Origin of the sequence: Janthinobacterium sp. P210005, from assembly GCF_036231865.1 — a bacterium.
GTDB lineage: Bacteria > Pseudomonadota > Gammaproteobacteria > Burkholderiales > Burkholderiaceae_D > Janthinobacterium > Janthinobacterium kumbetense.
Map to the genome: position 1 here is coordinate 1,099,657 of NZ_JAZARC010000001.1, position 23,083 is coordinate 1,122,739.

The window sequence follows — 23,083 nt, forward strand, 5'->3', positions numbered from 1 at the left end:
CATGAACGCACTTTTCCACGCCAACCTGGGCATCACCGATTTCTGGACCTTTTTATTGGGGACCATCTTCATCGTCATCCTGCCCGGTCCCAATTCCATGTATGTGCTGTCGGTGGCCGCCCAGCGCGGCGTGCGACCCGCCTACCAGGGCGCCTTCGGCATCTTTGCGGGCGACCTGATACTGATGGTGCTGTCGGCCTGCGGCGTGGCCTCCCTGCTGAAAGCCAGCCCGGCCCTGTTCTACGTGGTGAAATACATCGGCGCGGCCTACCTGGGCTGGATCGGCCTGCAGATGCTGATCGGCTGCTGGCGCAAGCTGCGCGCGCCAGGCGCTGCCGAAGGCGAAGCGGCGGCCGTCCCTGCCCCCGTCAAGGAAAGCGACCCATTCCGCAAGGCCCTGATCATCAGCCTGATGAACCCGAAGGCCATTTTGTTCTTCATTTCCTTCTTCATCCAGTTCGTCGACCCGGCCTTCCCGAATCCCGTACTGTCCTTCATCGGCCTGGGCCTGATCTGCCAGGTGATCAGCTTTACCTACCTGACGGCCATCATTTTTGTCGGCGCGCGCCTGGCCGAGACCTTCCGCCGCCGTCGCCGCCTGTCGGCCGGCATGGGCGGCGGCGTGGGCGCCATGTTCATCGGCTTCGGCGCGAAACTGGCCACGGCCACCCTGTAAGGAAACCACCGTGACCGAACTCGAACTGCGCCAGCGCTGCCACACCGTCCTGCCGGGCCACCGCCAGCCCGCCCCAAGCGCCACCTTCGCCGCCATGGCCGCCTGGTGCGACGCCAACGATGTGGCGCACGATACCTATGGCGAAGGCGCGCTGATCGAACAGTTCGAGAACAAGGTCGCCGGCCTGCTCGGTTTCGAAGCCGCCGTGTTCTGCATCACGGGCACCATGACGCAGGTCACGGCCCTGCGCCTGGCGTGCCAGGACCGGGGCTCGCGCCTGGTGGCGCTGCATCCCACCTCGCACATCCTGCGCCACGAGCGGGGCAACCATGAATTGCTCGATCACTTCAAGGGTTTGATGATCGGCGACCCGCACCGCCCGTGGACGGTGGACGAGTTGCGCGCCGTGCCCGATCATCTGGGCGCCGCGCAGCTGGAACTGCCGATGCGAGAGATCGGCGGCCAGTGCCCTTCCTGGGAAGACTTGAGCCAGATCAAGCAGCACTGCCGCGAGCACAATATTCACCTGCACATGGATGGCGCGCGCCTGTGGGAGGCGCAAGCGGGTTTCGGCCAGTCCCTGCCCGCCATCTGCGACGGATTCGATTCCGTGTATGTGTCGCTGTACAAAGGCATCGGCGGCCTCGGCGGCGCCATGCTGGCCGGCAGCCGGCCGTTCGTCGAACGGGCGCGCGAATGGTTCCGCCGCCAGGGCGGCAATATCGTGCACCGCACGCCCTACGTGGTGGCCGCCGCCATGCAGTTCGACGCGCGCCTCGCCGCCATGCCGCGGTATTTTGCGCGCACGCAGTGGCTGTACGCGCTGCTGCGCGACTTCCCGGCCATTGCCGTCAATCCTGCCAGTCCGCAAGCGAACATGCTGCACCTGCACTTGCCCGTAAGTCGCGAACGGGCCATCGCCATCCGCAACCAGGTGGCCGCCGACCACGGCATCTGGCTGTTCAGCCGCGCCAGCCACGCAGCCCTCCCCGGGCACAGCGTGGTGGAATGGTATGTGGGAGACCAGTTGCTGGAACTGCCCGACGACAGCGTGCGGCAGGCATTGACCCTGCTGGATCAGGCGATGCGCGGCACGGCATGATCGGCGCAAGCCGGCAGCGCCACCGTCGCGACACCAAAAAAAAGCGCCCGGAGGCGCTTTTTTCATTTCATGGCGGCCGGGTTGGCCGCCACTACCTGCTTAGAACTTGTAGTTATAAGCGAGACCGATCAACTGCATGCGGGTCTTGAACAGGCCCTTGGTGGTTTCACCGTTGCCGGTGCAGCCAGTTTTGACAGGCGAGCAGTCATTCGTGTAGTTGACACTGGCGTCCTTGAAGTCGATATAGCTGTACGCCAGGTCGATCGAGGAATTGGCGTTCAGCTTCCAGTTCGCGCCGATCGAGTACTGCATGCGGTCGCTGTCCGGCAAGGCCGGGTGGCGCAGTTCGGCACTGCGCACTGGCGCCTGGTCGTGCGCGATACCGGCGCGCAACATCAGGCTTTCGCTATATTTATAGTTGGTGCCCAGCGAGACGCGATAGGTATCTTTCCAGTTCTGGCGGATGCGCTCGGCGCCTTCGGCCGTCGGCGGGAACTGGATGTCCAGGTTCTGCAGGCGCGAAGTGCGGGTCCAGGTGACGTCGCCCATCAAAGCCCAACGATCATCCATCTGGTGGAAGGCATTGATCGACAGGGTTTCCGGCGTGCGCAGTTCCACCAGCGCCTCGGAATTGACCTTGTTCGAGGCCTTGGCGATGAAGCCGTTCACGGCAGGATTGCTCGTCACTTGCGAGAAGTCCCAGATGGTGCTGCCTTTGAGCTTGTGCGAAATCGACGAGCGGTAGGCGATACCGAAGCGCGTGCCTTCGTTCAGCTGGTACAGATAGCCGAGATTGAAGCCAAAGCCCCAGTCATGACCATCCATCGACGCATGGCCATCCTTGATCTGGCCCTGCAACGCCGCGCCCGCAGCTTGCGCGGCGGCCAGGCCCTGGGTCTTGGCGATATTGGCCAGGAATGCCTGCGATGCGCTAGGCGCGAACTTGCCCAGGAAGGCAACCGAACCCGGCACGTCCACGCCCTGGCCCAGTTCCGCCTTCATGTATTCAGCCGTGATGCCGAAACCGAACGAGTGGTGCTGGTCCAGCTTGAACGACACGGAAGGATTCAGGGCGATGGCTTCGAGCTTGATATTGGTGATCGCGTAGCGGCCATACCAGTCATTGCCGTAGTCGAGCTTGGCGCCATACGGCACGAACAGGCCGGCACCGACGGTCCACTGGTCATTGATTTTCTTGCTGGCGTACAGCGCAGGCGCGAATACGGCGTCCGGCGCATAGTCCTTGGTGGCCGCGTACGGCGTGCGATTACCAGGGAAGAAAGGCTTCGAACCCGCATCCGTGTAGGTCGAATGCGGTACCACCAAGGTACCGCCGCCAACGAACTGCGTGCCTTCCAGGCGCGACAGGCCGGCCGGGTTGTAGAAAATGGTCGATGCGTCGGCCGCTTCGGCGCCGCTGGCATCGGCCGTGCCCTGGGCGGAAACGCTTTGCGAGCCGAAACGGTAGCCCGATGCTTGTGCGGTGGAGGAAATGCCGGCGAATGCGGCAACGATCAGGAGGGGCAGATATTTATGTTTCAAGTTGGTCTCTCTTTATTATATGAAATTGTCTTCGGCACACTATCGCGGGCATATCCAGCTGCCCCGTCTTGCACTTTTCTTGCCGCCGTGAACTCCAATTCACTGACGGCATGAGCGAAGCATATAATATTTTTTAGAAAAAAGCGAACGTTCGCTCTTTTTATGAAACGGCGTTGTTTTTCCTGCGCATACGACCTTCTACAGTACCAATGCAGGGGCTGGAAGCGGTATCAGAAAGCGCTGATGCATCAGCGACAGCATCTGTTCCGCCGGCACGGGGCGCGAGATGAAATAGCCCTGCACCTCATTGCATTGCAGGGTGCGCAGGATGTCGAGCTGCTCGCGCGTCTCCACCCCTTCGGCCACCACGCTCATGCCCAGCGCATGCGCCATCGACAGGATGGCGCGCACGAACACTTCACCCTGCTCCGAGCGGCCCAGCTCCATGGTGAAGGCGCGGTCGATCTTCAAGCCATCCATGGCGAACTTCTGCAGCTGCGACAGCGAGGAATAGCCGGTGCCGAAATCGTCGACCAGCAGGCGCACGCCCAGCGCGCGGATGGCGGACAGCTGCTCCACGGCGCGGTTCTGTTCATCCATCATGGCCGATTCCGTGATTTCCACCTCGATCAGGCGCGCATCGATGCGGTGGCGCGTCAGCGCGGACGCCAGCACCTGGTGCACGTCGCCGCGGCCGAACTGGCGCGCCGAGACGTTGATGGACACGGGCACCAGTTCCAGTCCGCTGGCTTGCCAGCGCGCCATCTGCAGGCACACCTTTTCGATGACGACTTCGCCCAGCTGGGAAATCAGGCCGCTGCTCTCGGCCACGGGGATAAATTCCAGCGGCGGCACCATGCCGTGCTGCGGATGGTGCCAGCGCACCAGCGCCTCCATGCTGCACAGCTGCCCGCTCATGGCGTCGACCCTCGGCTGGTAGACGACGAGGAACTGATCCTGCTCCAGCGCCGCCACCAGGCTTTGCTCCAGTTCGCGGCGGTTGCGGATGGTTTCGAACAATTCCGGCTGGAAGAAACGGTGATGGCCCTTGCCTGCCACTTTCACGGCATACATGGCGATGTCGGCGTTCTTCAGCAGCACTTCCGTCTCGGCCCCATCGCGCGGATACAGGCTGATGCCGATCGAGGCGCCCATCTTGTGGCGTTCGCTGCCCAGGTAAAACGGTTCGTCGAAGGCGATGGCGATGCGCTGCGCCACCTGCTCGGCGCGGCTGTCGTCCTCCACCGGGTCGAGCACGACGACGAATTCGTCGCCGCCCAGGCGCACCACGTGGTCGCCCGGCCGCAGCACGGCCTTCAGGCGCAAGGAGGCGGCGCGCAGCACCTTGTCGCCCTCCGCGTGGCCCTGCGTGTCGTTGATATCCTTGAAGCCGTCCAGGTCGATGAACAGCAGCGCCAGCATGTGCCGCGCGATGGCGGCGCGGCCCAGGGCGCCGGGCAGGAATTGCTGCAGCCAGTAGCGGTTGGGCAAGCCCGTCAAACCGTCTTCATTGGCCAGGCGGCGCAAGTCGCGCTCGTGCTCCTTGGCCGTGCTGATGTCTTGCAGGGTGACGGCCAGGCGGTCGCCGCTGCGCACCAGGCGCCGGCGTATCCAGCGCAGCTTGAAGGGGTTGCCTTCCGGCAACTCGATCTCTTCCTCGGAAAAGCCGGAGACCATGGCGGCCCGGTAATTATGGATCAAGTCGCGGAAATACGGCTCGTGGGCGCGCGACTGCAGGCGCATGCCCAGCAACTGTTCGCGGCGCACGCCGAAATAGCCGGCGCCCGGCTCGTTGCAGTCGACGATCTCGAAGTCGAGGATGCTGCCATCCGCGCCGCGCAGGGCGGCGATGATATAAAAGCCGTCGCTCGTGCCCTCGGTGGCCATGCGGTAGGCGTTGCGCACGCCTTCGGACTGGTGGTGGCGCCACGCCAGGCGCAGCGACAGCACTGTGGCGACGGCGGCAAAGGCCAGCAGCAGCACGGTGACGGCCAGGGCGATGCCGATATAAATGGTGCGCGTTTCCTCGTAGGGGTGCAGCATTTCGCCGTCCGACAGTCCGACCACGGCCGTAAACGGATAGGCTTTCAGCGCCTGCCAGCCCACATAGCGATTTTGCTTGTCGGAAAAAGCTATCCTGCCGCCCGAATGCAGGGCGCCGCTTTCCGTTTCCAGGAAGCTGGTGTCGAGAAACGGCGTGCCCTGGCCGCTCTGCGTCGGCAGCACGCGCGAACCGAGGCGCGTGCTGAACAGCTCGCCCTCTTCGCCCACCATGGCCGACATGCCGAACTTGCCAAAATTGACACTGTTATAGAATTCGGAAAAATAGCTGGAATGGATGGAAATGAGCAGCACGCCGTCGAAGTTGCCATCCTCGTCTTCCAGCCGGCGCGTGAAATGCACGAGGCTTTCGCCGGCGCCCGGCGCTGACGGGGCCGCCTCGCTGGCCCTCCCCAGCGCGATGCGCAGCGCGCTGGAATTGCTGCGCCAGTGGCGCAACAGGAAATCGCTGCGCTCGTTGACGCGCAGGCGCTGCAGCGGCGCCGTGGCCGTCACGGGATGGCCCTTGCGGTCGAGGATGGCGACGATGGCAAATTGCGGCAAGGCATACATGCCCTGCGTCTTCAATTGATCGAGACGCAGCTGGCCGCGCGAGTTTTCCCATTCATACTTGAGCTGCAAGGTCAGCTGGTCCATCTGCTCCAGCGTGCGCAGCAGATACTGGCCATATGCTTTCGACAAGGAAGACACGCTGTCGAGCGCCTGCTGCTGCGCCACCTTCTTTTCCGCTTCCAACTGCAGCAAGGTGGCCGTCCACAGCACGGCGCACAGGATCAGGCCCAGCAAGGGCCAGGCGAGGATCAGGCGCAGGTTAGCCTTGAGAAAATCGGCCCTGCTCATCTCCACCACGGCGGCGTTATTATTATTTACAAATTGTCGCAAGAACATGGTGCAGCATCTGCCGTTTCTATGTATTTCTTCAAGGACACACAAATTACCACAGAGTCATGTTTGCAGGTAAGACGGCAGCGTAATTATGTGCGTGGGCCGCGGCCCGCCTGTCGCGCCTGCGTTACAATCACCATCCTTACCGTTGGAGAAATACATGCAGCAATATCAAGATTTGATCAAGACCGTGCTCGAAACGGGCAGCTGGCAAGACAACCGCACGGGCATCCGCACCCTGAGCGTGCCGGGCGCCATGATGCGTTTCGACTTGGCCAACGGCAACTTCCCTGCCGTGACAACCAAGAAACTGGCTTTCAAATCCGTGATCGGCGAATTGTGCGCCTTCCTGCGCGCCTCGCGCAACGCGGCCGAGTTCCGCGCCCTGGGCTGCAAGGTCTGGGACCAGAACGCCAATGAAAACGCGCAATGGCTGGCCAACCCCTACCGCGAAGGCGAGGATGACCTGGGCCCCGTGTACGGCGTGCAATGGCGCCAATGGCCCGCATATAAGCTGCTCGACGCCGACCAGCCCGCACAGATCGCCGATGCGCAAGCGAACGGCTTTACCTTGGTCGCCCCCATCGTCGAGGGCGGCGTGCAAAAAGTGCTGCTGTACAAGGCCGTCGACCAGTTGCGCGAATGCCTGGACACCATCATGAGCAACCCGGGCAGCCGGCGTATCCTGTTCCACGGCTGGAACCCGGCCGTGCTGGACGCCGTTGCCCTGCCCGCCTGCCATTTGCTGTACCAGTTCATCCCGAACGCCAGCACGCGCGAAATCTCGCTGTGTTTATATGTACGCAGCAACGATATCGGCCTGGGCACGCCGTTCAACATCGCCGAAGGCGCCGCCCTGCTGCACCTGGTGGCGCGCCTGACGGGCTACACGCCGCGCTGGTTCACCTACTTCATCGGCGACGCGCACATCTATGAAAACCACCTCGACATGGTGGAAGAACAATTGAAGCGCACGCCGTTCCCGGCGCCCCGTTTCGTCATTTCCGAGCGCGTGCCCGACTACGCGAAGACGGGCAAGTACGAGCCGGAATGGCTGGAAAAGATCGAGCCGTCGGATTTCTCGCTGGAAGGCTATGAACACCACGCGCCCATCAAGGCGGCGATGGCCGTCTGATGGCGGTCACAGCACTCGCCGCCCTGCACCGCAAGCTGTTTGACGAAACGGATGGCAGCAAGTTCGCCAGGCTGAAAGAGCGGCTGCTGAAAAAGCATGCCGCGGACGACAGGCTGGCCGTGCTCGACATCCTGACGGCGTATGCGCGCGATGGGCAACTGCTGCACTGGCGCACCTTTTTGATGACGGATATCGTACATCTGGTGGAAGGCAGTCAACATGCGGCCTTTTTCGCCTGGGCACTGGAGCAGCCCGCACTGGCGTACTGGGGCGTCGATGGCCTGCTGAAAAGTATAGGCGTGGACGCGTATGCGCCCCTGGTGGCGCTGGCAGCGTCCGGCGCCACCAGACTGGAAGTGCGCGCCAAGGCGATCAAGAGCCTGGCCGTGTTCAGCCGCCAGCCGTTTGACCAGGACTTGCCGTCCGATCCCGGCCACTGGAAGGCAGAGCAGCTGCGACTAAACGCCGTGCTGGACTGGCAAGCGGACGGCTACCCTGACGGTGCAGGCTACAAGGCGCCCGCCAAGCATGAGACGCTGGCCAAGCCGCGGTCGCGCCTGCAAGTAGCAGCCGCCTTCCTGGAGCGGAAACTGGCGCTGCGGCGCCAGCGCGAGCAAGACCTGGCGCAACCGTCGAACTGGCTGACCATGGCCAGCGCCAAGGACATGGCCGAGATCGACGCGCAATGGGTCTTGCCGGAAATCTACCGCCATTTCCTGCAATTCTATTCGCCGCTGCGCGTGCATGTCGACGGCAAGCGCTTCCCGCAGGGCCTGCATCTGTACGGCGCGGCGGAGCTGGTGAAGGCCCAGCACGGCTACGCCGTCCATGCCGTGCAAAATCACAACATCGCGAGCTGGCAGTCGAAGCTCGTGGTGATCGCCGATGCGGGCGGCGACCCGTACTGCGTACACCTGGAAGAAAGAAGCATCGACGGCGACTTGCCCGTGTACCGCGCCAGACATGGCGCAGGCGAATGGCGCTTCGAGCTCCATATGGACGATTTCATCGACTTCCTGCACGAAATCGCGGGGGCGGCCTAGCCTGCTTCGCCGCCCGGTCCGCCGGGACCGGGACCGGGTCCGGGTCCGCCTGGCCCCCGTCCGCCCGGCGGACCGAAGCGCGGCTCCCGTTCGCCCTCCTTGGCCGCCGACGTGGCGCCGCCCAGGCGGTACGACAAGCCCACATAAATCATGCGGCCGTCAAAACGGCGCGTGCTCGTTTCGCGCAGCGAGGCGCTGTTGATGACGGTTTCCATCTTGTTGCTGCTGAACACATCGGTCACATTCATGACCAAGCTCAATTGCGGTGTCACCGTGTGGCGTAAACTGAGGTTCAGCGTGTTGTTCGGCGAGCGGTAGCCCTGTCCCGACAGCATCTTGCCCTGCATTTGCAGGGCAAGTTGCAGCTGGTTATCCGCATTGATCTGGTAATTGAGGCGCGCGCGGCCGCTCAGTGCGTTGGCCGTGCGCGTGCTGCGGTTGCCCAGGTCGTCGGAACTCGTCTGCTGGCTGCGCGCCAGATTGCCGCTCGTGTTCAGGGTCAGGGACGGCGTCAGCTTGCCGCTGACGCTGAATTCCAGGCCGCTCGAATGGCTGCCTTCGCCGTTTTCCCGCGTGGTCAGCAGCACATTGTCGCTAATAAAATAGCGGTAATCGACGATGGCGTCCGTGTCGCGCCGGTGGTAGGCGCGCAAGCTGCTTTCCAGGCCCGCGATCTTCGTTTCATAGCCGATTTCGAACGAGTCCGTCTGCGTCGGTTTCAGCTTGGGGTTGCCGGCCGACACATTGAACTCGTCGCGGTAGACCACGTAGGGGTTCAAATCGCCCGCATTCGGGCGGCGGATGCGGTGCGCGTAGCTGAAGCGCAAATTGCTCTCGTCGCTGACTTTATAGGTGGCGAACAGGCTGGGAATATAGTTGACGTAATTGTTGCCAGCCTCAACGCCACTGGTGATCTGGCGCACGTTCAAGTCCGTGTATTCGGCGCGCAAGCCGGCCAGCGCGCCCCAGCGTTCGCTCAGGCGCATCTGGTAAGAGCCGTACAGCGCGATGGTGCGCTCGTCGAGCTCGAAACGGTTGCTGCGCATGGGATTGACGGTCTCGGCCAGGCTGGCCGGATTGATGTCCGTATATAAAGTGTCGAAACTGCTCTTGTTGTCGGCCACCTTGTAGCCCAGCTTGGCCGTGCCGCCCGCCAGCGGACGCTCGTAGTCGCCGCTGAAGTCGACGATGCGGTTGCCCGTCTCGCTGTGCTGGCGTGCGCGGCTGTCAAATGCGTTGACGGGCGCGATCGCATAGGCATTCGCGTAATCGCTGTCGCTCTCGTTGGTCGACGACGACACGCGCAAGTCGATTTTCAGGGTTTCCCCAGGCAACTCGCCCTTGTGGTCGTAGCGCCCGCCCCAGCTGTAGTTGCGGCTGTCGCCGTTGCGCACGGTGCTGCGCACATAGTCGCCGATGGTGTTGCCCGTGCTGTCGCCGTTGATGTACCGGTCCAGCGAGCGCTGGTCGTTGCTGCGCCCGTTGTACGACACGCTGGCGGCCAGGGTATCGTTCGCGTTCAGGTTGTAATTGACGGTGCCGTGCAAGCCCAGCGAATCGTTCAAGCCATTGTTCGTGGAGCTCTGGCTGCTGGGGGCGAAGGCGCCCGTGCCGCGGTCCAGGCGCTCGCGGCTGACTTCGCCCACGGAATTGCGGCCGTCATGGCGCACATTGATGCCGCCCTGGTAGCCCCACGGACCTTCATTGTAGGTGCCGGAGACGGAGCTGTTGTAGCGCCCGGCGATGCCCGCATTCGCGTTGACGGTGGCAAAGCCGCCCGGCTTGCGGTTGCGCCGCATCACCAGGTTCAAAATCGGGCCGCCACCGGCTTCGTTGCCGAACTGGGCGCCGGGATTGTTGATCACTTCCACGGATTCGATATCGTCGGCCGCCATGGCGTTCAACGTGGCGCCGCGCGAGTCGCCCTGCAGCATGGCCGACGGTTTGCCATCGATCAATATCTGCACATTGCTGCTGCCGCGCAAGGATACGGAACCGTCGGGGTCGACGGCCACCGAAGGCACATTGTTCAAGGCATCGGCCGCCGTGCCGTTGGTGCTGCCCACGTCGGACTTGACGTCGTAGACTTGCCGGTCGATGCGGCCCGTGGGGCGTTCGGCCGTCACGCTGACGGTAGCGGGAGCATCGGCGGCGGGCGCCTTGGCCGGTGCGGGCTTGACGACGGTATCGCCGGTGACGGTTTGCGCCTGGACAGCGGCGCCGGACACGAGCAGACTGCCGCCCGCCAGACAGTGAAAGAGGATTTTATGCATTTGCTTAAAAAATAATCGAGACGCTACGGATGAGGCACTACGCCGCAGCGTGAGAGCACATTCTCAAAGCATGCCACGATTGCAAGGAGCAAAGCAAATGCGAACCATTGTTATTTACTTCAATTTACAAATCTCTCGCACTTGTGGTCGCATAGCCTCATCCGATGACCTTTGCGCTACCTTTGCGCTACCTCAGCAAGCCCTTGCCGCGCGCCAGTTTCAGCCAGCCCGGATATTCCGTCATCAATAAGTCATACAGTTCCGCATCGCTGTGCTCGTCGGGCGAGCTGACGGAAAAGTAATTGGCATTGTCGACCAGGCGACCCTGCAATTCGTCGAGCTTTTCCAGGAAGGGGAAGTCGGAATCGGCAAAGGCGGCGAGGAACTTGCTTTTCGATTTGCGCCCCTTGCCGATGCCCATGAATTGCCAAAAGATCGGCTCATGGCTAGCCCAGCGCAATTGTTTCTCCGTCGTCGCCTGGTCGCTCGTGCCGCCATCGGTGACGAACATCACGTACACGGGCAATTCCGCGGCGACGGGCCGCGTGCGCTCGCCGCCGGCGCCATCGGGGAAATAAAATGCGCGTATCGCCTGCATGGCGGCGCCATAGCGCGTGTCGCCTTCCAGCGGATGGCGCTGTATGGCCTGGCCCACGTAGGTATTGCAATTGCTCAAGGCCATGGGCGCCGGATGGTGGACATTCTTGCCGAACAGGAAAACATCGATCTCGCCATCGTCGTCGAACTTGCAGCCCAGGGCCAGGATGCGTTCGGCAAAGCGCTGCACCAGCCCTTCTTTATATAGTCGGCCCATGGAGCCGGAAATATCCAGGCACAAACACACCTTGGCGCGGTGGTCAAGCAAACCCACTTTCTGCAGCGACACGCCCGCCTGCTTGACGAGGCTGACCAGTTGCGGCGCTTCCCGTTCGACCCGTTTTTCCAGGTTGATCTTTGCCTGCATGACGGCCGAAACCGCCGCAGGGGCAGCAGAGGCGGCCTGGTCGACTTCGCCGCCGAAGTGGCGCACCAGCGCGTCCAGTCCGCCATTGAAGCCCTGTCCCACGGCCATGCAGCGCCAGCCGCCATCCTTGCGGTAGATTTCTGCCAGCATGACGGCTTTTTCTTGTGCGAAATCACTACCCGCGAAGGCGAAGCGGGCCAGCTCGCGTCCGCCCGCCTGCAGGCGCACGTGGCCGGCTTGCAACTGCGACATCACGCCCCCGCCATCGATGGACGCCGTCACGACGAGGCGGTCTATGCCGGCCGGCAAGCGCGCCAGTTGCAAGGCAAACTCGGCCATGTCGCCGCCGCTGCCGGCCCGCGCTTCCACGCCGCCGCACGGCGTGCGCGGCTGGTTGAAAAAGGTCATGTAGCGCTCGTCGGCCAGTTTGCCGCTGGCGTCGAGGCCGAAACAGGCCACGTCGAGCGCCAGCCCCTGCGCGGCGACGCCCACCTGCAGCACGCCGTCGGGAACGAGATTGGCCAGCGGCAAGCGCTGTCCCTTGGACAAGGTTTCCATCAGTGCCTCCTAGGCGATATAGCGGCGCGGATTGTCCGCGTTGAAATCATCTTCGTCTTCCTTGTCCTCGCCCTTGAAGACGACGGGACCGTTGAAGGCCAGTTGCAGATTCTCGCCCTGCCAGCTCAGCCACGGCGTCGCTTCGCTGCCCGGTTCCGACGTCTTGCCGGACGGTTCGAGGATGATGCTGTCGGGCGTGATGCGCGCCATGCCGATCACATAGGTGTAGACGGAATCGTCCTCGGCCGCCTTGGACAGGCGGAAGTCGAACGCGCACTCGACGATCTGCTCGCCATATTGCATGACCATCTTCGGCCGCATGGAAGCGACCGACACGGCGCCATTGGCCAGCGCCGAATACACGCTGAAGACGAGGCCCACCGTGCCGCCGTACTGTTGCGCCAGCGCGGGATTGACTTCCACCGTTTCCGTGGCCGGTTCCTTGCCCGATGCGCCCGCCACGTCGCCCAGGTGGCGCACATACGGCATGACGTCGAAGCTGCCCGGCGTATCGGGCGCCTGGATGAAGCGCATCTGGCCGTTCGGCAAGAGGATGCCGACTCTTAAATCGAGGTCGTCGTTATCGTCGTCGCCATCGCCGTTGTCGACCCAGGTGGCCTTGACGGTGAGCTTGCCCGGCGCGCCCGCGCCCTTTTGCAGCGACACCTTGTGCGTCTGGCCCGCCTTGGTCAGCGAGATTTTCGACAGGGAAATTTTGGGCGGCGGCGCCGGCTCCGCTGCCGCCTGCGCCACTTCGCCGCCGAAATGGGCGACCAGAGAGTCCAGGCCGCCATTGAAACCCTGGCCCACGGCCATGAAGCGCCAGCCGCCGTCCTTGCGGTAGAACTCGCCCAGCATGACGGCTTTTTCTTGCGCAAAATCAGATCCCGCATACGTGTAGCGGGCCAGCTCGCGCCCGCCGTCCTGCAAGCGCAGGTAGCCGCTGCCCAGCTGCGCCATGGTAGCTGCGCCATCGATGGCGGCCGTGACGACCAGGCGCTCGATGGTGGCAGGCAAGCGGTCCAGCTGGTAGCTGAAACCGGCCGCATCGCCGGACGGCGCCGCCGCTTCCACGCCGCCGCACGGCGTGCGCGGCTGGTTAAAGAAAGTCATGTAGCGGTCGTCGGACAGCTTGCCGTTGGCATCGAGGCCGAAACAGGCAAAGTCCAGCGACACGCCAGCGCTGGCGAGTCCCAGTTGCACGACGTTGCCCGTGACGAGGCCGGACAGCGCCAGGCGCTGCCCCTTGATCAGGTTTTCCATGGAGTCGGGGAGAAAGAAGAGAGAGACAGAACCGGGCAGCGGTGCCACCCGGTACAGTTACGCAAACAATTGCTTTTTACGCATTAATGCCGAACGAGCGTGCCAGTGGTCCCAGGCCGCCTTTGAAACCTTGGCCGATGGCCTTGAATTTCCATTCGCTGCCGGCACGGTAGATTTCGCCGAAGATCATGGCCGCTTCCGTCGAGCCGTCTTCCGACAGGTCGTAGCGGGCGATTTCCGCGCCGTTGTCGCCGTTCAGGCAGCGGATGTAGGCCTTGCCCACCATGCCGAAGTTCTGCTTGCGGTTTTCCGCGTCGTGGATCGTGACGGCAATGGCGATCTTGTCGATGTCGGCGGGCACGCTGGCCAGGTCGACGGCCACTTTCTCGTCGTCGCCGTCGCCGCCGCCCGTGGTGTTGTCGCCCGCGTGGACGATGGAGCCGTCAGCCGACTTCAGGTTGTTATAAAAAATGAAATCGGCATCGGAACGGGCCTTGCCATCCGTTTTCAGCAGGAAGGCGCTGCCGTCCAGGTCAAAAGCGGCGCCATCGGTGGCGCGCGGGTCCCAGCCCAAGCCAATCACGATTTTCTTCAAGCCGGGAGCTTCCTTGCTCAGGTTGACATTGCCGCCTTTTTGCAAACTGATCGCCATGGTAATTCCTCTTTAATGTGGGGGTTGCATTCGGTGTTTCAGGTCACGTCGCCGGCACACCGGCTTGATGAGCCATGAGCCTACCATAAAGTTCCGGCTTGCCAGCCGCGCACTATTGAAAATAATGCCATACGGAAAAATCGTGCCGCTGTCCCGATGCGCAAAATGACGGATAATGCCGCTCGACAAAAATTTTTCACACTAGGTTTGTCCTTGATCAATATACGACTCGACTGCATTCCTGGCACCCTGTGCGACGCACGCCTGTGGTCGCGCCTGGCGCCTGCCCTGGGCGACGCCTTTGAGCTGCAGCACATCCCCCTGCACCAGGCGCGCACGCGCCCGCAGATGCAGCAGATGATCGCCAGCCACAGCGCTCCGCAAGCCCATCTGGTGGGCTTTTCGCTGGGCGCCTACTTGGCGCTCGAACACGCGCTGGCGCACCCGCAGCGTGTGAAATCCCTCACTTTGATCGCCAATTCGGCCAAAGGTTTGCTGCCGGCGGAAATCGAAGCGCGCCAGCGCATCGTCGCCATGCTCGAGCGCAATGCCTATACGGGCATCACGCGTCAGCGCCTGCGCGAATTGCTGCACCCGTCGCACTTGCAGGACGACGGCATCACGGGCCTGATCCAGCAGATGGGGCTGGACCTGGGCAAGGAGGTGCTGCTGGCGCAATTTCTCACCACGATAGACCGCCCCGACCTGATGGCGCGCTTGCCGGAGCTCGATTTCCCCGTGCTGATCGTGGGTGCCGAAGACGACAAGCTCGTCGATCCCGACGACCTGCGCGCCATGGCCGCCCGCTTGCCGCAAGCCACCTTGCACATACTCAAAGACGACACCGGCCACATGATTCCGCTGGAAGCGCCAGGCGCGCTGGCGCAAGCCATGCGTGCGCATCTGGAGGCTGCCGGCAATTTCAACGATAATGACGGGCATCGGGCCTCGCCCCCACCTTTTTCACAGAACCAATGAGCTTACTGACCATCATCGTTGCCACCGACCAGCAAGGCGGCATCGGCATCGACAACACCCTGCCGTGGAAATTGCCGGAAGACCTGGCGCATTTCAAGCGCTTGACGACGGGCCACCCCATCCTCATGGGCCGCAAGACCTTCGATTCCATCGGCCGCCCGCTGCCGAACCGCCGCAACATCGTCATCACGCGCAATCCGGACTGGCGCCACGAAGGCGTGGAAACGGCGCCGTCGCTGGAAGCGGCCATCGCCCTGCTGGACGGCGCCGAAGGCTATATCATCGGCGGCGCCGACATCTATAGACAGTCGCTGGCCCTGGCGCAGCGCCTGATCGTCACGGAAATCGGCCAGACGTTCGATTGCGACGCGTTTTTCCCCGCCGTGGATCATGCCGTGTGGCAAGAAACCGCGCGCGAAGCGCATGTTTCGGAGAAATCCGGCCTGCCTTACGCCTTTGTCACGCTGCAACGCAAAGCCTGATAAGGTTGATGTTGATTAACAGAATGTTGCTGTAATACCCCTGTCACACCGTTGCGTCACGCTAGCGCAAGCTTGTGGCGCTTTGGGGCGATATTTTTTTCCCGCAGAGGCCGCATTTCTGCGAGAATCCCGTTCTTATTTTTTTTATGCGGCTGCCGGGTTGCACTACCGCCTGACCGTCGCGCCCTAGTCCGCCCCTTCACATCTGTCAGGGGCGGCTTGCTTTTTTGGAGACATGCATGAAATTTCGTTTCCCCATCGTCATCATTGACGAGGATTTCCGTTCTGAAAATACGTCCGGCCTGGGCATTCGCGCCCTTGCCGCCGCAATGGAAAAAGAAGGCATGGAAGTGCTGGGCGTGACCAGCTACGGCGATTTGTCGCAATTTGCCCAGCAGCAATCGCGCGCGTCAGCCTTCGTGCTGTCGATCGACGATGAAGAATTCGGCGCCGGTTCCATCGAGGAAACCGATCACGCCTTGAAGTCGCTGCGCGCCTTCGTCGAGGAAATCCGCTACAAGAACGCCGACATCCCTATTTACCTGTACGGCGAAACGCGCACTTCGCGCCATATTCCCAACGATATCCTGCGCGAACTGCATGGTTTCATCCACATGTTCGAAGATACGCCGGAATTCGTCGCGCGCCACATCATCCGCGAAGCGAAATCCTACCTGGACGGCCTGTCGCCGCCGTTCTTCCGCGCGCTGGTGCACTACGCCAACGACGGTTCCTACTCGTGGCACTGCCCTGGCCACTCGGGCGGCGTGGCCTTCCTGAAGTCGCCGATCGGCCAGATGTTCCACCAGTTCTTCGGTGAAAACATGCTGCGCGCCGACGTCTGCAACGCCGTCGAGGAACTGGGCCAGCTGCTCGACCATACGGGCCCCGTCGCCGCGTCCGAACGCAATGCGGCGCGCATCTTCAATGCCGACCATTGCTATTTCGTCACGAACGGCACCTCGACCTCGAACAAGATGGTGTGGCATTCGACCGTGGCGCCAGGCGACATCGTCGTCGTCGACCGCAATTGCCACAAGTCAATCTTGCATTCGATCATCATGTGCGGCGCCATTCCCGTGTTCCTGATGCCAACGCGCAATCACCTGGGCATCATCGGCCCTATCCCGCTGCATGAATTCACGCCGGAAAGCATTGCCCGCAAGATCGAGGCGAATCCGTTCGCGCGCGAAGCGAAAAACAAGAAGCCGCGCATCCTGACCATCACGCAATCGACCTACGATGGCGTGATCTACAACGTGGAAACCCTGCGCGAAATGCTGGACGGCAAGATCGACACCCTGCACTTCGATGAAGCGTGGCTGCCGCACGCCACCTTCCACGATTTCTACAAGAATATGCACGCCATCGGCAAGGACCGTCCGCGCGCCAAGGAATCGATGATCTTCTCGACCCAGTCCACGCACAAATTGCTGGCCGGCCTGTCGCAGGCCTCGCAAATCCTCGTGCGCGAATCGGACACGGTCAAGCTGGACCAGGACGCCTTCAACGAGGCTTACCTGATGCACACCTCGACCTCGCCGCAGTATTCCATCATCGCCTCGTGCGACGTGGCCGCGGCCATGATGGAAGCGCCGGGCGGCACGGCCCTGGTGGAAGAATCGATCATGGAAGCGCTCGATTTCCGCCGCGCCATGAAAAAGATCGACCAGGAATGGGGCCAGGACTGGTGGTTCCAGGTGTGGGGTCCGGCCAGCTTCAACGACGAAGGCATGGGCCAGCAGGAAGACTGGATGATACGCGCCGAAGATGACTGGCACGGTTTCGGCGACCTCGCTCCCGGCTTCAACATGCTCGACCCGATCAAGGCAACCATCGTCAACCCGGGCCTGTCGCTGGATGGCCAGTTCGGCGACACGGGCATCCCCGCGTCCATCGTCACCAAATACCTGGCCGAGCACGGCGTCATCATTGAAAAATGCGGCCTGTACTCGTTCTTCATCATGTTTACCATCGGCATCACCAAGGGCCGCTGGAATACCCTGTTGACGGCCTTGCAACAATTCAAGGACGACTACGACAAGAACCAGCCGATGTGGCGCATCCTGCCGGAATTTGCGGCGGCCAACCCACGCTACGAAAAAATGGGCTTGCGCGACCTGTGCCAGCAAATCCACGATTTCTACAAGGCTTACGACGTGGCCCGTCTGACGACGGAAATGTATCTGTCGGACATGATCCCGGCCATGAAGCCGTCGGACGCGTTCGCCAAGATGGCGCACCGCGAAATCGAACGCGTGGCCATCGACGAACTGGAAGGCCGCATCACGTCCATCCTGCTGACGCCGTACCCACCAGGCATCCCGCTCTTGATCCCGGGCGAGCGCTTCAACAAGACCATCGTCGACTACCTGCGCTTCGCACGCGACTTCAACGAGCGCTTCCCCGGCTTCGAGACGGATGTGCATGGCCTCGTGAAACGCGAAGTCGATGGCAAGCGCGGCTACTTCGTCGACTGCGTCAAACTGGACGATTAGTGACGGCTCATCCAATCTACTGCGCGGCGCGCTTTGCGGCCGGCGATGCTCACCGTACTTGAGTACGGTTGCGCTTCTCGGCCACAAATCACTGCCGCTCGCTACGATTGGATGAACCGTCGTGACGTTCGTTAAAGAGCGCTGCTGCTTACATGGCGCCGCCTGATGCAAATCAGGCGGCGTTTTTCATTGTGGGCCAGCGCGCACGCTTGCGCCAGATCAAACGGCTGGGGTATCGGGCTTCTAAGATGGGCGACTCGTGCCCTCGTGACGGCAGGCCTATGACGCTCAAGGTGTGGCTGGAAATCATGCAGCAGGCGGCGGCTGGCAGTGGCGCCTTGCTGGCGGCGGCCTTGAAGCAGGCTCAGGTAACTATAGCCCGGCGGCACGATGGCGAAGCAGATGGAACGGGCATCGTGCTGTTCGCCGAAGCCAATACGGCGCTGCTGCAAGCGCTGCCGGCGCTGTGCAGCCATGCCCGCGTGCTGGCCATCGCCGCCTGCGGCCAGGCCCTCAGCTGCGCGCAACAGCGGGCCCTGCTGGCGGCCGGCGCGCTCGATGTGCTGCTGTGGCCTGGCGGCGCCGTCGATGCGGGCCAGGTGCTGGCGCGCCTGCAGCGCTGGCAAGCCGTGGCGCAGCTGCTGGCGTCCAGCGCCGTGCGCCAGCAACTGGTGGGCGGCAGCGCTGCCTGGACCGCCTTGCTGCACCAGGTGGTGGAAATGGCCGCCTTCAGCCAGGCCCCGATGCTGATCACGGGCGAGACGGGCACGGGCAAGGATTTACTGGCGCAACTGGTCCACCGCCTCGGCAACTGCCGTGGCGACTTCACCATCCTCGACTGCACCACCCTGTCGCCGGAACTGGCTGGCAGCGAACTGTTCGGCCATGAACGGGGCGCGTTTACGGGGGCGGCGGCGCCGCGCGACGGCGCTTTCGCCCTGGCAGACGGCGGCGTGCTCTTCCTCGACGAAGTGGGCGAACTGCAACTGCCCCTGCAGGCGCAGCTGCTGCGCGCCATCCAGGAACGCAAATACAAGCGCGTGGGCGGCAATACCTGGCAACCGACGCAATTTCGCCTCGTCTGCGCCACCAACCGTGCACTGGAAGACGAGGTGGCGCGCGGCGCCTTCCGCGCCGACCTGTATTACCGCATCGCCGGCTGGCGTTGCCAGACGCCGCCGTTGCGCGAACGCCAGGACGACATCTTGCCGCTGGCCCGGCATTTCCTCGCCGAACTGGCCCAGCAGCAGCCGCCCCCGCTGGACGCCGCCGTGCGCGAATACCTGCTGCTGCGCGACTATCCTGGCAATGTGCGCGAGCTGCGCCAGACCGTCACGCGCATCTGGCACCGCCATTGCGGCCCCGGTCCCATCACCATCGGCGCCCTGCCCCCCGAAGAACGGCTGCTGGCGCCGCCCTGGCCCGACCAGCACTTCGAAGCGGCCGTGCGGCGGGCCCTGGCTCAGGGCTGCAAGCTGTCGCACATCGCGCGCTGCGCCACCGACATGGCCATCCGCCTCGTGCTGGCCGAGGAACACGGCAACAACCAGCGCGCCGCCGCCCGCCTGGGCGTGACGGACCGCGCCCTGCAGATACGCCGCAAGGCGGCCGCGCCTTGATCTGCCTCAAGCCAGCCGCGCCAGCCGCAAGAAATTGCCACCCGTAATCAAAGCCGCATCGGCCGGCGGCAAGCCCAGCAGCTGAATCTTGTGCAATTCCAGCCCCGGATGCAGCCAGGGGCCATCCGAGCCGAACAGAATCTTGTGCGGCCCCGCGCGCTGCACCGCCTGTTGCAACAGGTCAAAGCGGCGCACTCCCGAGCTGTCCGCATGGATGTTGCGGTGGCGCGCCAGATGGTCGACCAGTGCCAGCTGCACCGCCCAGTCGTCGCCGAAGCTGCCCAGATGGGGCAGGATGAAATCGACGTCCGGATACTGCTGCGCCAGCAGCTCGGCCACGGCCACCTCGCCGGCCGGGTCGTACAGCACGGGCAAGCCGAAGAAGCGGGCCGCGTCGCACACTTCGCCGCTGATGCGCGCATCCAGGCGGTGCGCCTTGATGCCGACAAAGCCATAGCGCTCGACGGCCGTGCGCACCAGATCCTGGATGCGGCCCCGGTCGCGCCGCGCATGCACGAAGGCAAAGCCGTAGAAACGCTGCGGATCGGAGGCGACCAGGCGCGCCACGCCATGGTTGGCGATGGCGTAATCGGAGTGGAAGGTGGCGAACAGCACGCTGCGGGCGATGCCGGCCGCCTGCGCGCGGCGCAGATAGGCTTGCAGCGGCGCATCGCTGTCCCACGGCCCGCTCAAGCCGTCGCCCGGTCCCGCATGGCAATGGCAGTCGATGATCATCTTGCCGCGCTATTGCCAGTCGCCCATGACGACGATGCGGTTGCCGCGCCGGCGCCAGCGCCCGCTCTCCTCCTCGCCCTGCGGCGCGGCCGAACGGAAGTGCGGCAGTTGCTGGTGCAGGGCCCGCGTCAGCGCGCTTTCCACGGCGCGCGCGCTGCCGTCGCCGTCGGCCGCCAGGCGCGCCGCCTGCCCGGCGATGCGCACGAAGCGGCGCGCCAGCTCCAGTTCGCGGTCGGCCGGCGCCTCGCCCTCCGCTTCGCCCTCCAGCTCCAGTTCCAGCGCATTGCTGGCGGCGCGCCCCAGGGCCGAACCGAGCGCCGTGCCCACGCCCGGTATCGGGATCATCGAACCGAGGGCGCCGCCGACAAAGGGCAAGGCCGTCTTGGCCACGGCCTTCAAGGCGCCGCCCAGGGGCTTGGCCACCTTGGCGATGGTAGCACCCGCCTTCTTGACGCCCTTCCACACGCTCTTGAACACGTTGCCGAGAAACTGTTCCAGTTCCTCCTCGCTGGACACTTCCAGCAATTCCATGGCCAGCTGCAACTCTTCCTCTTCGCTGAACAGGGCCGGGGCGCTCCCCTTGCCGGACCAGGTTTCGCCAAACTCCAGCACTTCAAACGCGGCGCCAGCCCGCTGGCGGCATTGCGCGCATTCACATTCGAATTGATGCATGATGTACTCCTTCGCAGTCGTCAAAGCGCTGTCGTCAATTCCACATTTCGCCCAGCACGGCCAGTTCCAGTTCGCGCCGCTGGTTGGTCAGCACGCCGCGCTGGTTGGCGAACATATCGTCGTGGATGCGCTGCTCGATGCGGCGCCGCTGCGCCGCCGAGGACAGGGCCGCCACGTACACCTGGTGACCGCTCAAGTCGACGCCCATCATCTGGCCGCACAGCCGGTGCTGCAGCAAACGGCGGTGCAGATCGTCCGTCTGGCCGCTGTAGGCGCGGCGCCGTCCGCCCGCATCGAATTCGACCACATACAGGCCCGGGCCGCGGCCATTCGGGTCGCGCAAGGCATTGGCCAGCGGCCCCAGCGCCTGGTAGGTCAAGGCGGCCGCTTCCGGCACCCGGCCCATGGTGCCGGCCAGGGTGGGCGGGATTTCACCTTGTTGCCCGTCATCGTCCTGGCCCTGCCCTTGATCCTGTCCCTGGCCCGCATCCATGGCCGGCTCCAGCTGGTCGCCAAACGCCGGTTCCGCCACGGGATAGGCCTGCGGATAGAGGGTCGGGTAGATGGGCACGTAGCCGCCCCAGCCCCGGTAGCGCGGCGGCAGATAGGGCAAAGGCGGCGATGCGGGACGCGGCGGCCTGCGCGCCGGATTCGCCTGGTAGCGCGGCGGCACGGGACGGCGCTGTCCGCGCAGGGGCGGCCGCGCGCGCAGCCCGCCGCCGCGCATGCCCCCGCGCGCGCCACCGGGGGGCCAGCGCTCGCCCTCCCATTCGGCCTCGCCCTCTTCCTCCCCCTGCCACTCCTGCGACCACTCTGGCGACCACTCCCCCTGCCATTCCTGCTCGCCGGCCGCTCCCGGCTGCCCCGCAAAGGGCAGCATTTCAAACGCTTCGTTCATATCGCCTCCTGATGTGATGTTCTAGCAAGCCCATCGCCTGCTCCAGTTGCCGTGGCGTCTGGTCGGCCCGCAGCAGAAAAGTCAGCGCGCCGGGACCGTCCCCCGCTTGCGCCAGCGACAGCACGCCCGCTGCGCGCAAGACCTGTTGCAAATGGGCGCGGCCGGGCAGGCGCTGCACGGGAAAGCTGCCACCCTGGCAGGCGATGCCGGCCGCCGCCATCCCCGCCCTCCATTGCGCCACCCGCTCCGCCAGCCTGGCGCGCAGGGCGTCGCCATGGCGCGCATTGAGCGCCAGCGCGCGCCGCGCCGCCGCCAGCACGGCTGCCGAAGGCGGACTGGCATGCACGCGCGTCTGGCTGCGCGCCGCGAAGCGCCGCAGCAAGTTGCCGCTGCCGGCCAGCACGGCCAGCGGCACGCCAAAGCCCTTGGCCAGCGAGGCGCCGACGATCAGGTGGCCGCCCCCCTTGTCGTAGCCGCCCGGCAAGCCATGCAGCCGCGCCGAGCCGCCACCAGCCGTGCCCGCCACGCCCAGCACCTGCGTGTCGTCCAGCAGCAGATAGCCGCCCCCCTGGCGCGCCAGGGCCGCGTAGCTGGCCAGAGGCAAGACCTGTTCGCTGCCCGGCACATAGCCATCGGCCAGGATCAGCGGGCGCCGCCCCTGCCGGCCCCAGTCCGCCGCCAGGCGCCGCAGCACCGCCATCTCGCCGCTGGGAAACATGCGCAGGGGCAAGCCCAGCGCCTGGGCCCGCTCGGCGCCCCAGCGCGCGATGGCGTAGCTGCCGCCATCAACGAGGATCACCAGCCGCTCGGCAGCGAGCATGCCGAACAGGTCCCAGAACAGGTGCAGGGTCGACGGCAGCACGCAAGCGGCCTCGCAACCTTGCAGCGCAGCCAGGCTTGCTGCCAGGGTTTGCGCGCCGGGCGGCTCCTGCAGCGCGGCCGGCTGGCCCAGGGTCAGGCTGCTCCATGGCGCCAGCGAAGCCGCGGGATGGCGCATGCCCAGGTACAGCGCACTGGTAAAGTCGAGCATGCACGCGCCCCGCTCCC

18 protein-coding genes are annotated in these 23,083 nt (G+C 64.0%); 8 read left to right on the top strand and 10 right to left on the bottom strand.

The genetic code is table 11. The annotated features are described in order from the left end of the window. Position 1: 1 nt before the first annotated feature. Entirely contained in the window at positions 2–676 is a 675-nt protein-coding gene (gene leuE / locus VPH40_RS04800) for a leucine efflux protein LeuE (RefSeq protein ID WP_328572833.1), read from the top strand. Positions 677–686: 10 nt separating this feature from the next. After that, the gene (locus tag VPH40_RS04805; RefSeq protein WP_328572834.1) at positions 687–1,778 is read left to right on the top strand and encodes a threonine aldolase family protein; all 1,092 of its coding nucleotides are present in this window, start codon (positions 687–689) and stop codon (positions 1,776–1,778) included. Positions 1,779–1,877: 99 nt separating this feature from the next. Here the strand turns inward: VPH40_RS04805 and VPH40_RS04810 are convergent, their stop codons facing one another. Then, positions 1,878–3,320, bottom strand: coding sequence for an OmpP1/FadL family transporter (locus VPH40_RS04810; RefSeq protein WP_251348414.1), 1,443 nt, complete (start codon positions 3,318–3,320; stop codon positions 1,878–1,880). 198 nt (positions 3,321–3,518) lie between these two features. Then, the gene (locus VPH40_RS04815; protein WP_328572835.1) at positions 3,519–6,221 is read right to left on the bottom strand and encodes a bifunctional diguanylate cyclase/phosphodiesterase; all 2,703 of its coding nucleotides are present in this window, start codon (positions 6,219–6,221) and stop codon (positions 3,519–3,521) included. Positions 6,222–6,426: 205 nt separating this feature from the next. Between VPH40_RS04815 and VPH40_RS04820 the strand changes: the two genes are divergently transcribed. Next, on the top strand, positions 6,427–7,401 hold the full coding sequence (locus tag VPH40_RS04820; RefSeq protein WP_289904772.1) for a thymidylate synthase: 975 nt from the start codon (positions 6,427–6,429) through the stop codon (positions 7,399–7,401). Then, positions 7,401–8,444 (top strand): SMI1/KNR4 family protein, encoded by a 1,044-nt coding sequence (locus VPH40_RS04825; RefSeq protein WP_328572836.1) that lies wholly within the window; start codon positions 7,401–7,403, stop codon positions 8,442–8,444. The genes VPH40_RS04820 and VPH40_RS04825 overlap by 1 nt, the downstream gene beginning before the upstream one ends. Here the strand turns inward: VPH40_RS04825 and VPH40_RS04830 are convergent. The 4 genes from VPH40_RS04830 to VPH40_RS04845 form a co-directional block, all read right to left on the bottom strand. Continuing rightward, a complete protein-coding gene (locus VPH40_RS04830; RefSeq protein ID WP_328572837.1) occupies positions 8,441–10,717 on the bottom strand; it encodes an outer membrane beta-barrel family protein in 2,277 nt (758 codons plus the stop codon). The two genes, VPH40_RS04825 and VPH40_RS04830, sit on opposite strands and share 4 nt — an antisense overlap. A 187-nt stretch (positions 10,718–10,904) precedes the next feature. Further along, positions 10,905–12,239, bottom strand: a complete 1,335-nt coding sequence (locus VPH40_RS04835; protein ID WP_251348409.1) for a VWA domain-containing protein — start codon at positions 12,237–12,239, stop codon at positions 10,905–10,907. A gap of 9 nt (positions 12,240–12,248) precedes the next feature. Next, positions 12,249–13,502: a TerD family protein gene (locus tag VPH40_RS04840; protein ID WP_328572838.1), complete on the bottom strand. Its 1,254-nt coding sequence runs from the start codon at positions 13,500–13,502 to the stop codon at positions 12,249–12,251. A 76-nt stretch (positions 13,503–13,578) separates the two neighbouring features. Continuing rightward, complete coding sequence (locus VPH40_RS04845) at positions 13,579–14,154, bottom strand: TerD family protein (RefSeq protein ID WP_099667617.1); 576 nt, start codon at positions 14,152–14,154, stop codon at positions 13,579–13,581. Between the two features lie 213 nt (positions 14,155–14,367). Between VPH40_RS04845 and VPH40_RS04850 the strand changes: the two genes are divergently transcribed. From VPH40_RS04850 to VPH40_RS04865, 4 genes are all read left to right on the top strand, one after another. Further along, entirely contained in the window at positions 14,368–15,132 is a 765-nt protein-coding gene (locus VPH40_RS04850; RefSeq protein ID WP_328572839.1) for an alpha/beta fold hydrolase, read from the top strand. Then, the gene (locus VPH40_RS04855; RefSeq protein ID WP_328572840.1) at positions 15,129–15,614 is read left to right on the top strand and encodes a dihydrofolate reductase; all 486 of its coding nucleotides are present in this window, start codon (positions 15,129–15,131) and stop codon (positions 15,612–15,614) included. The genes VPH40_RS04850 and VPH40_RS04855 overlap by 4 nt, the downstream gene beginning before the upstream one ends. A gap of 239 nt (positions 15,615–15,853) precedes the next feature. Further along, entirely contained in the window at positions 15,854–18,112 is a 2,259-nt protein-coding gene (locus VPH40_RS04860) for an arginine/lysine/ornithine decarboxylase (RefSeq protein WP_034784421.1), read from the top strand. A gap of 281 nt (positions 18,113–18,393) precedes the next feature. Beyond that, positions 18,394–19,731 carry a sigma-54-dependent transcriptional regulator gene (locus VPH40_RS04865; RefSeq protein WP_328572841.1) on the top strand — a complete coding sequence of 446 codons (1,338 nt, stop codon included), beginning with the start codon at positions 18,394–18,396 and terminating at the stop codon, positions 19,729–19,731. Between the two features lie 6 nt (positions 19,732–19,737). On the opposite strand, the gene VPH40_RS04870 is transcribed toward VPH40_RS04865, so the two are convergent. From VPH40_RS04870 to VPH40_RS04885, 4 genes are read right to left on the bottom strand one after another with little or no spacing between them, the layout of a single operon-like run. Then, entirely contained in the window at positions 19,738–20,466 is a 729-nt protein-coding gene (locus VPH40_RS04870) for an amidohydrolase family protein (RefSeq protein WP_328572842.1), read from the bottom strand. A 9-nt stretch (positions 20,467–20,475) separates the two neighbouring features. Further along, the gene (locus VPH40_RS04875; protein ID WP_328572843.1) at positions 20,476–21,138 is read right to left on the bottom strand and encodes a hypothetical protein; all 663 of its coding nucleotides are present in this window, start codon (positions 21,136–21,138) and stop codon (positions 20,476–20,478) included. Between the two features lie 34 nt (positions 21,139–21,172). Beyond that, positions 21,173–22,036, bottom strand: coding sequence for a hypothetical protein (locus VPH40_RS04880; protein ID WP_328572844.1), 864 nt, complete (start codon positions 22,034–22,036; stop codon positions 21,173–21,175). Continuing rightward, entirely contained in the window at positions 22,020–23,066 is a 1,047-nt protein-coding gene (locus VPH40_RS04885; protein WP_328572845.1) for an aminotransferase class I/II-fold pyridoxal phosphate-dependent enzyme, read from the bottom strand. The genes VPH40_RS04880 and VPH40_RS04885 overlap by 17 nt, the downstream gene beginning before the upstream one ends. Positions 23,067–23,083 lie beyond the last annotated feature (17 nt).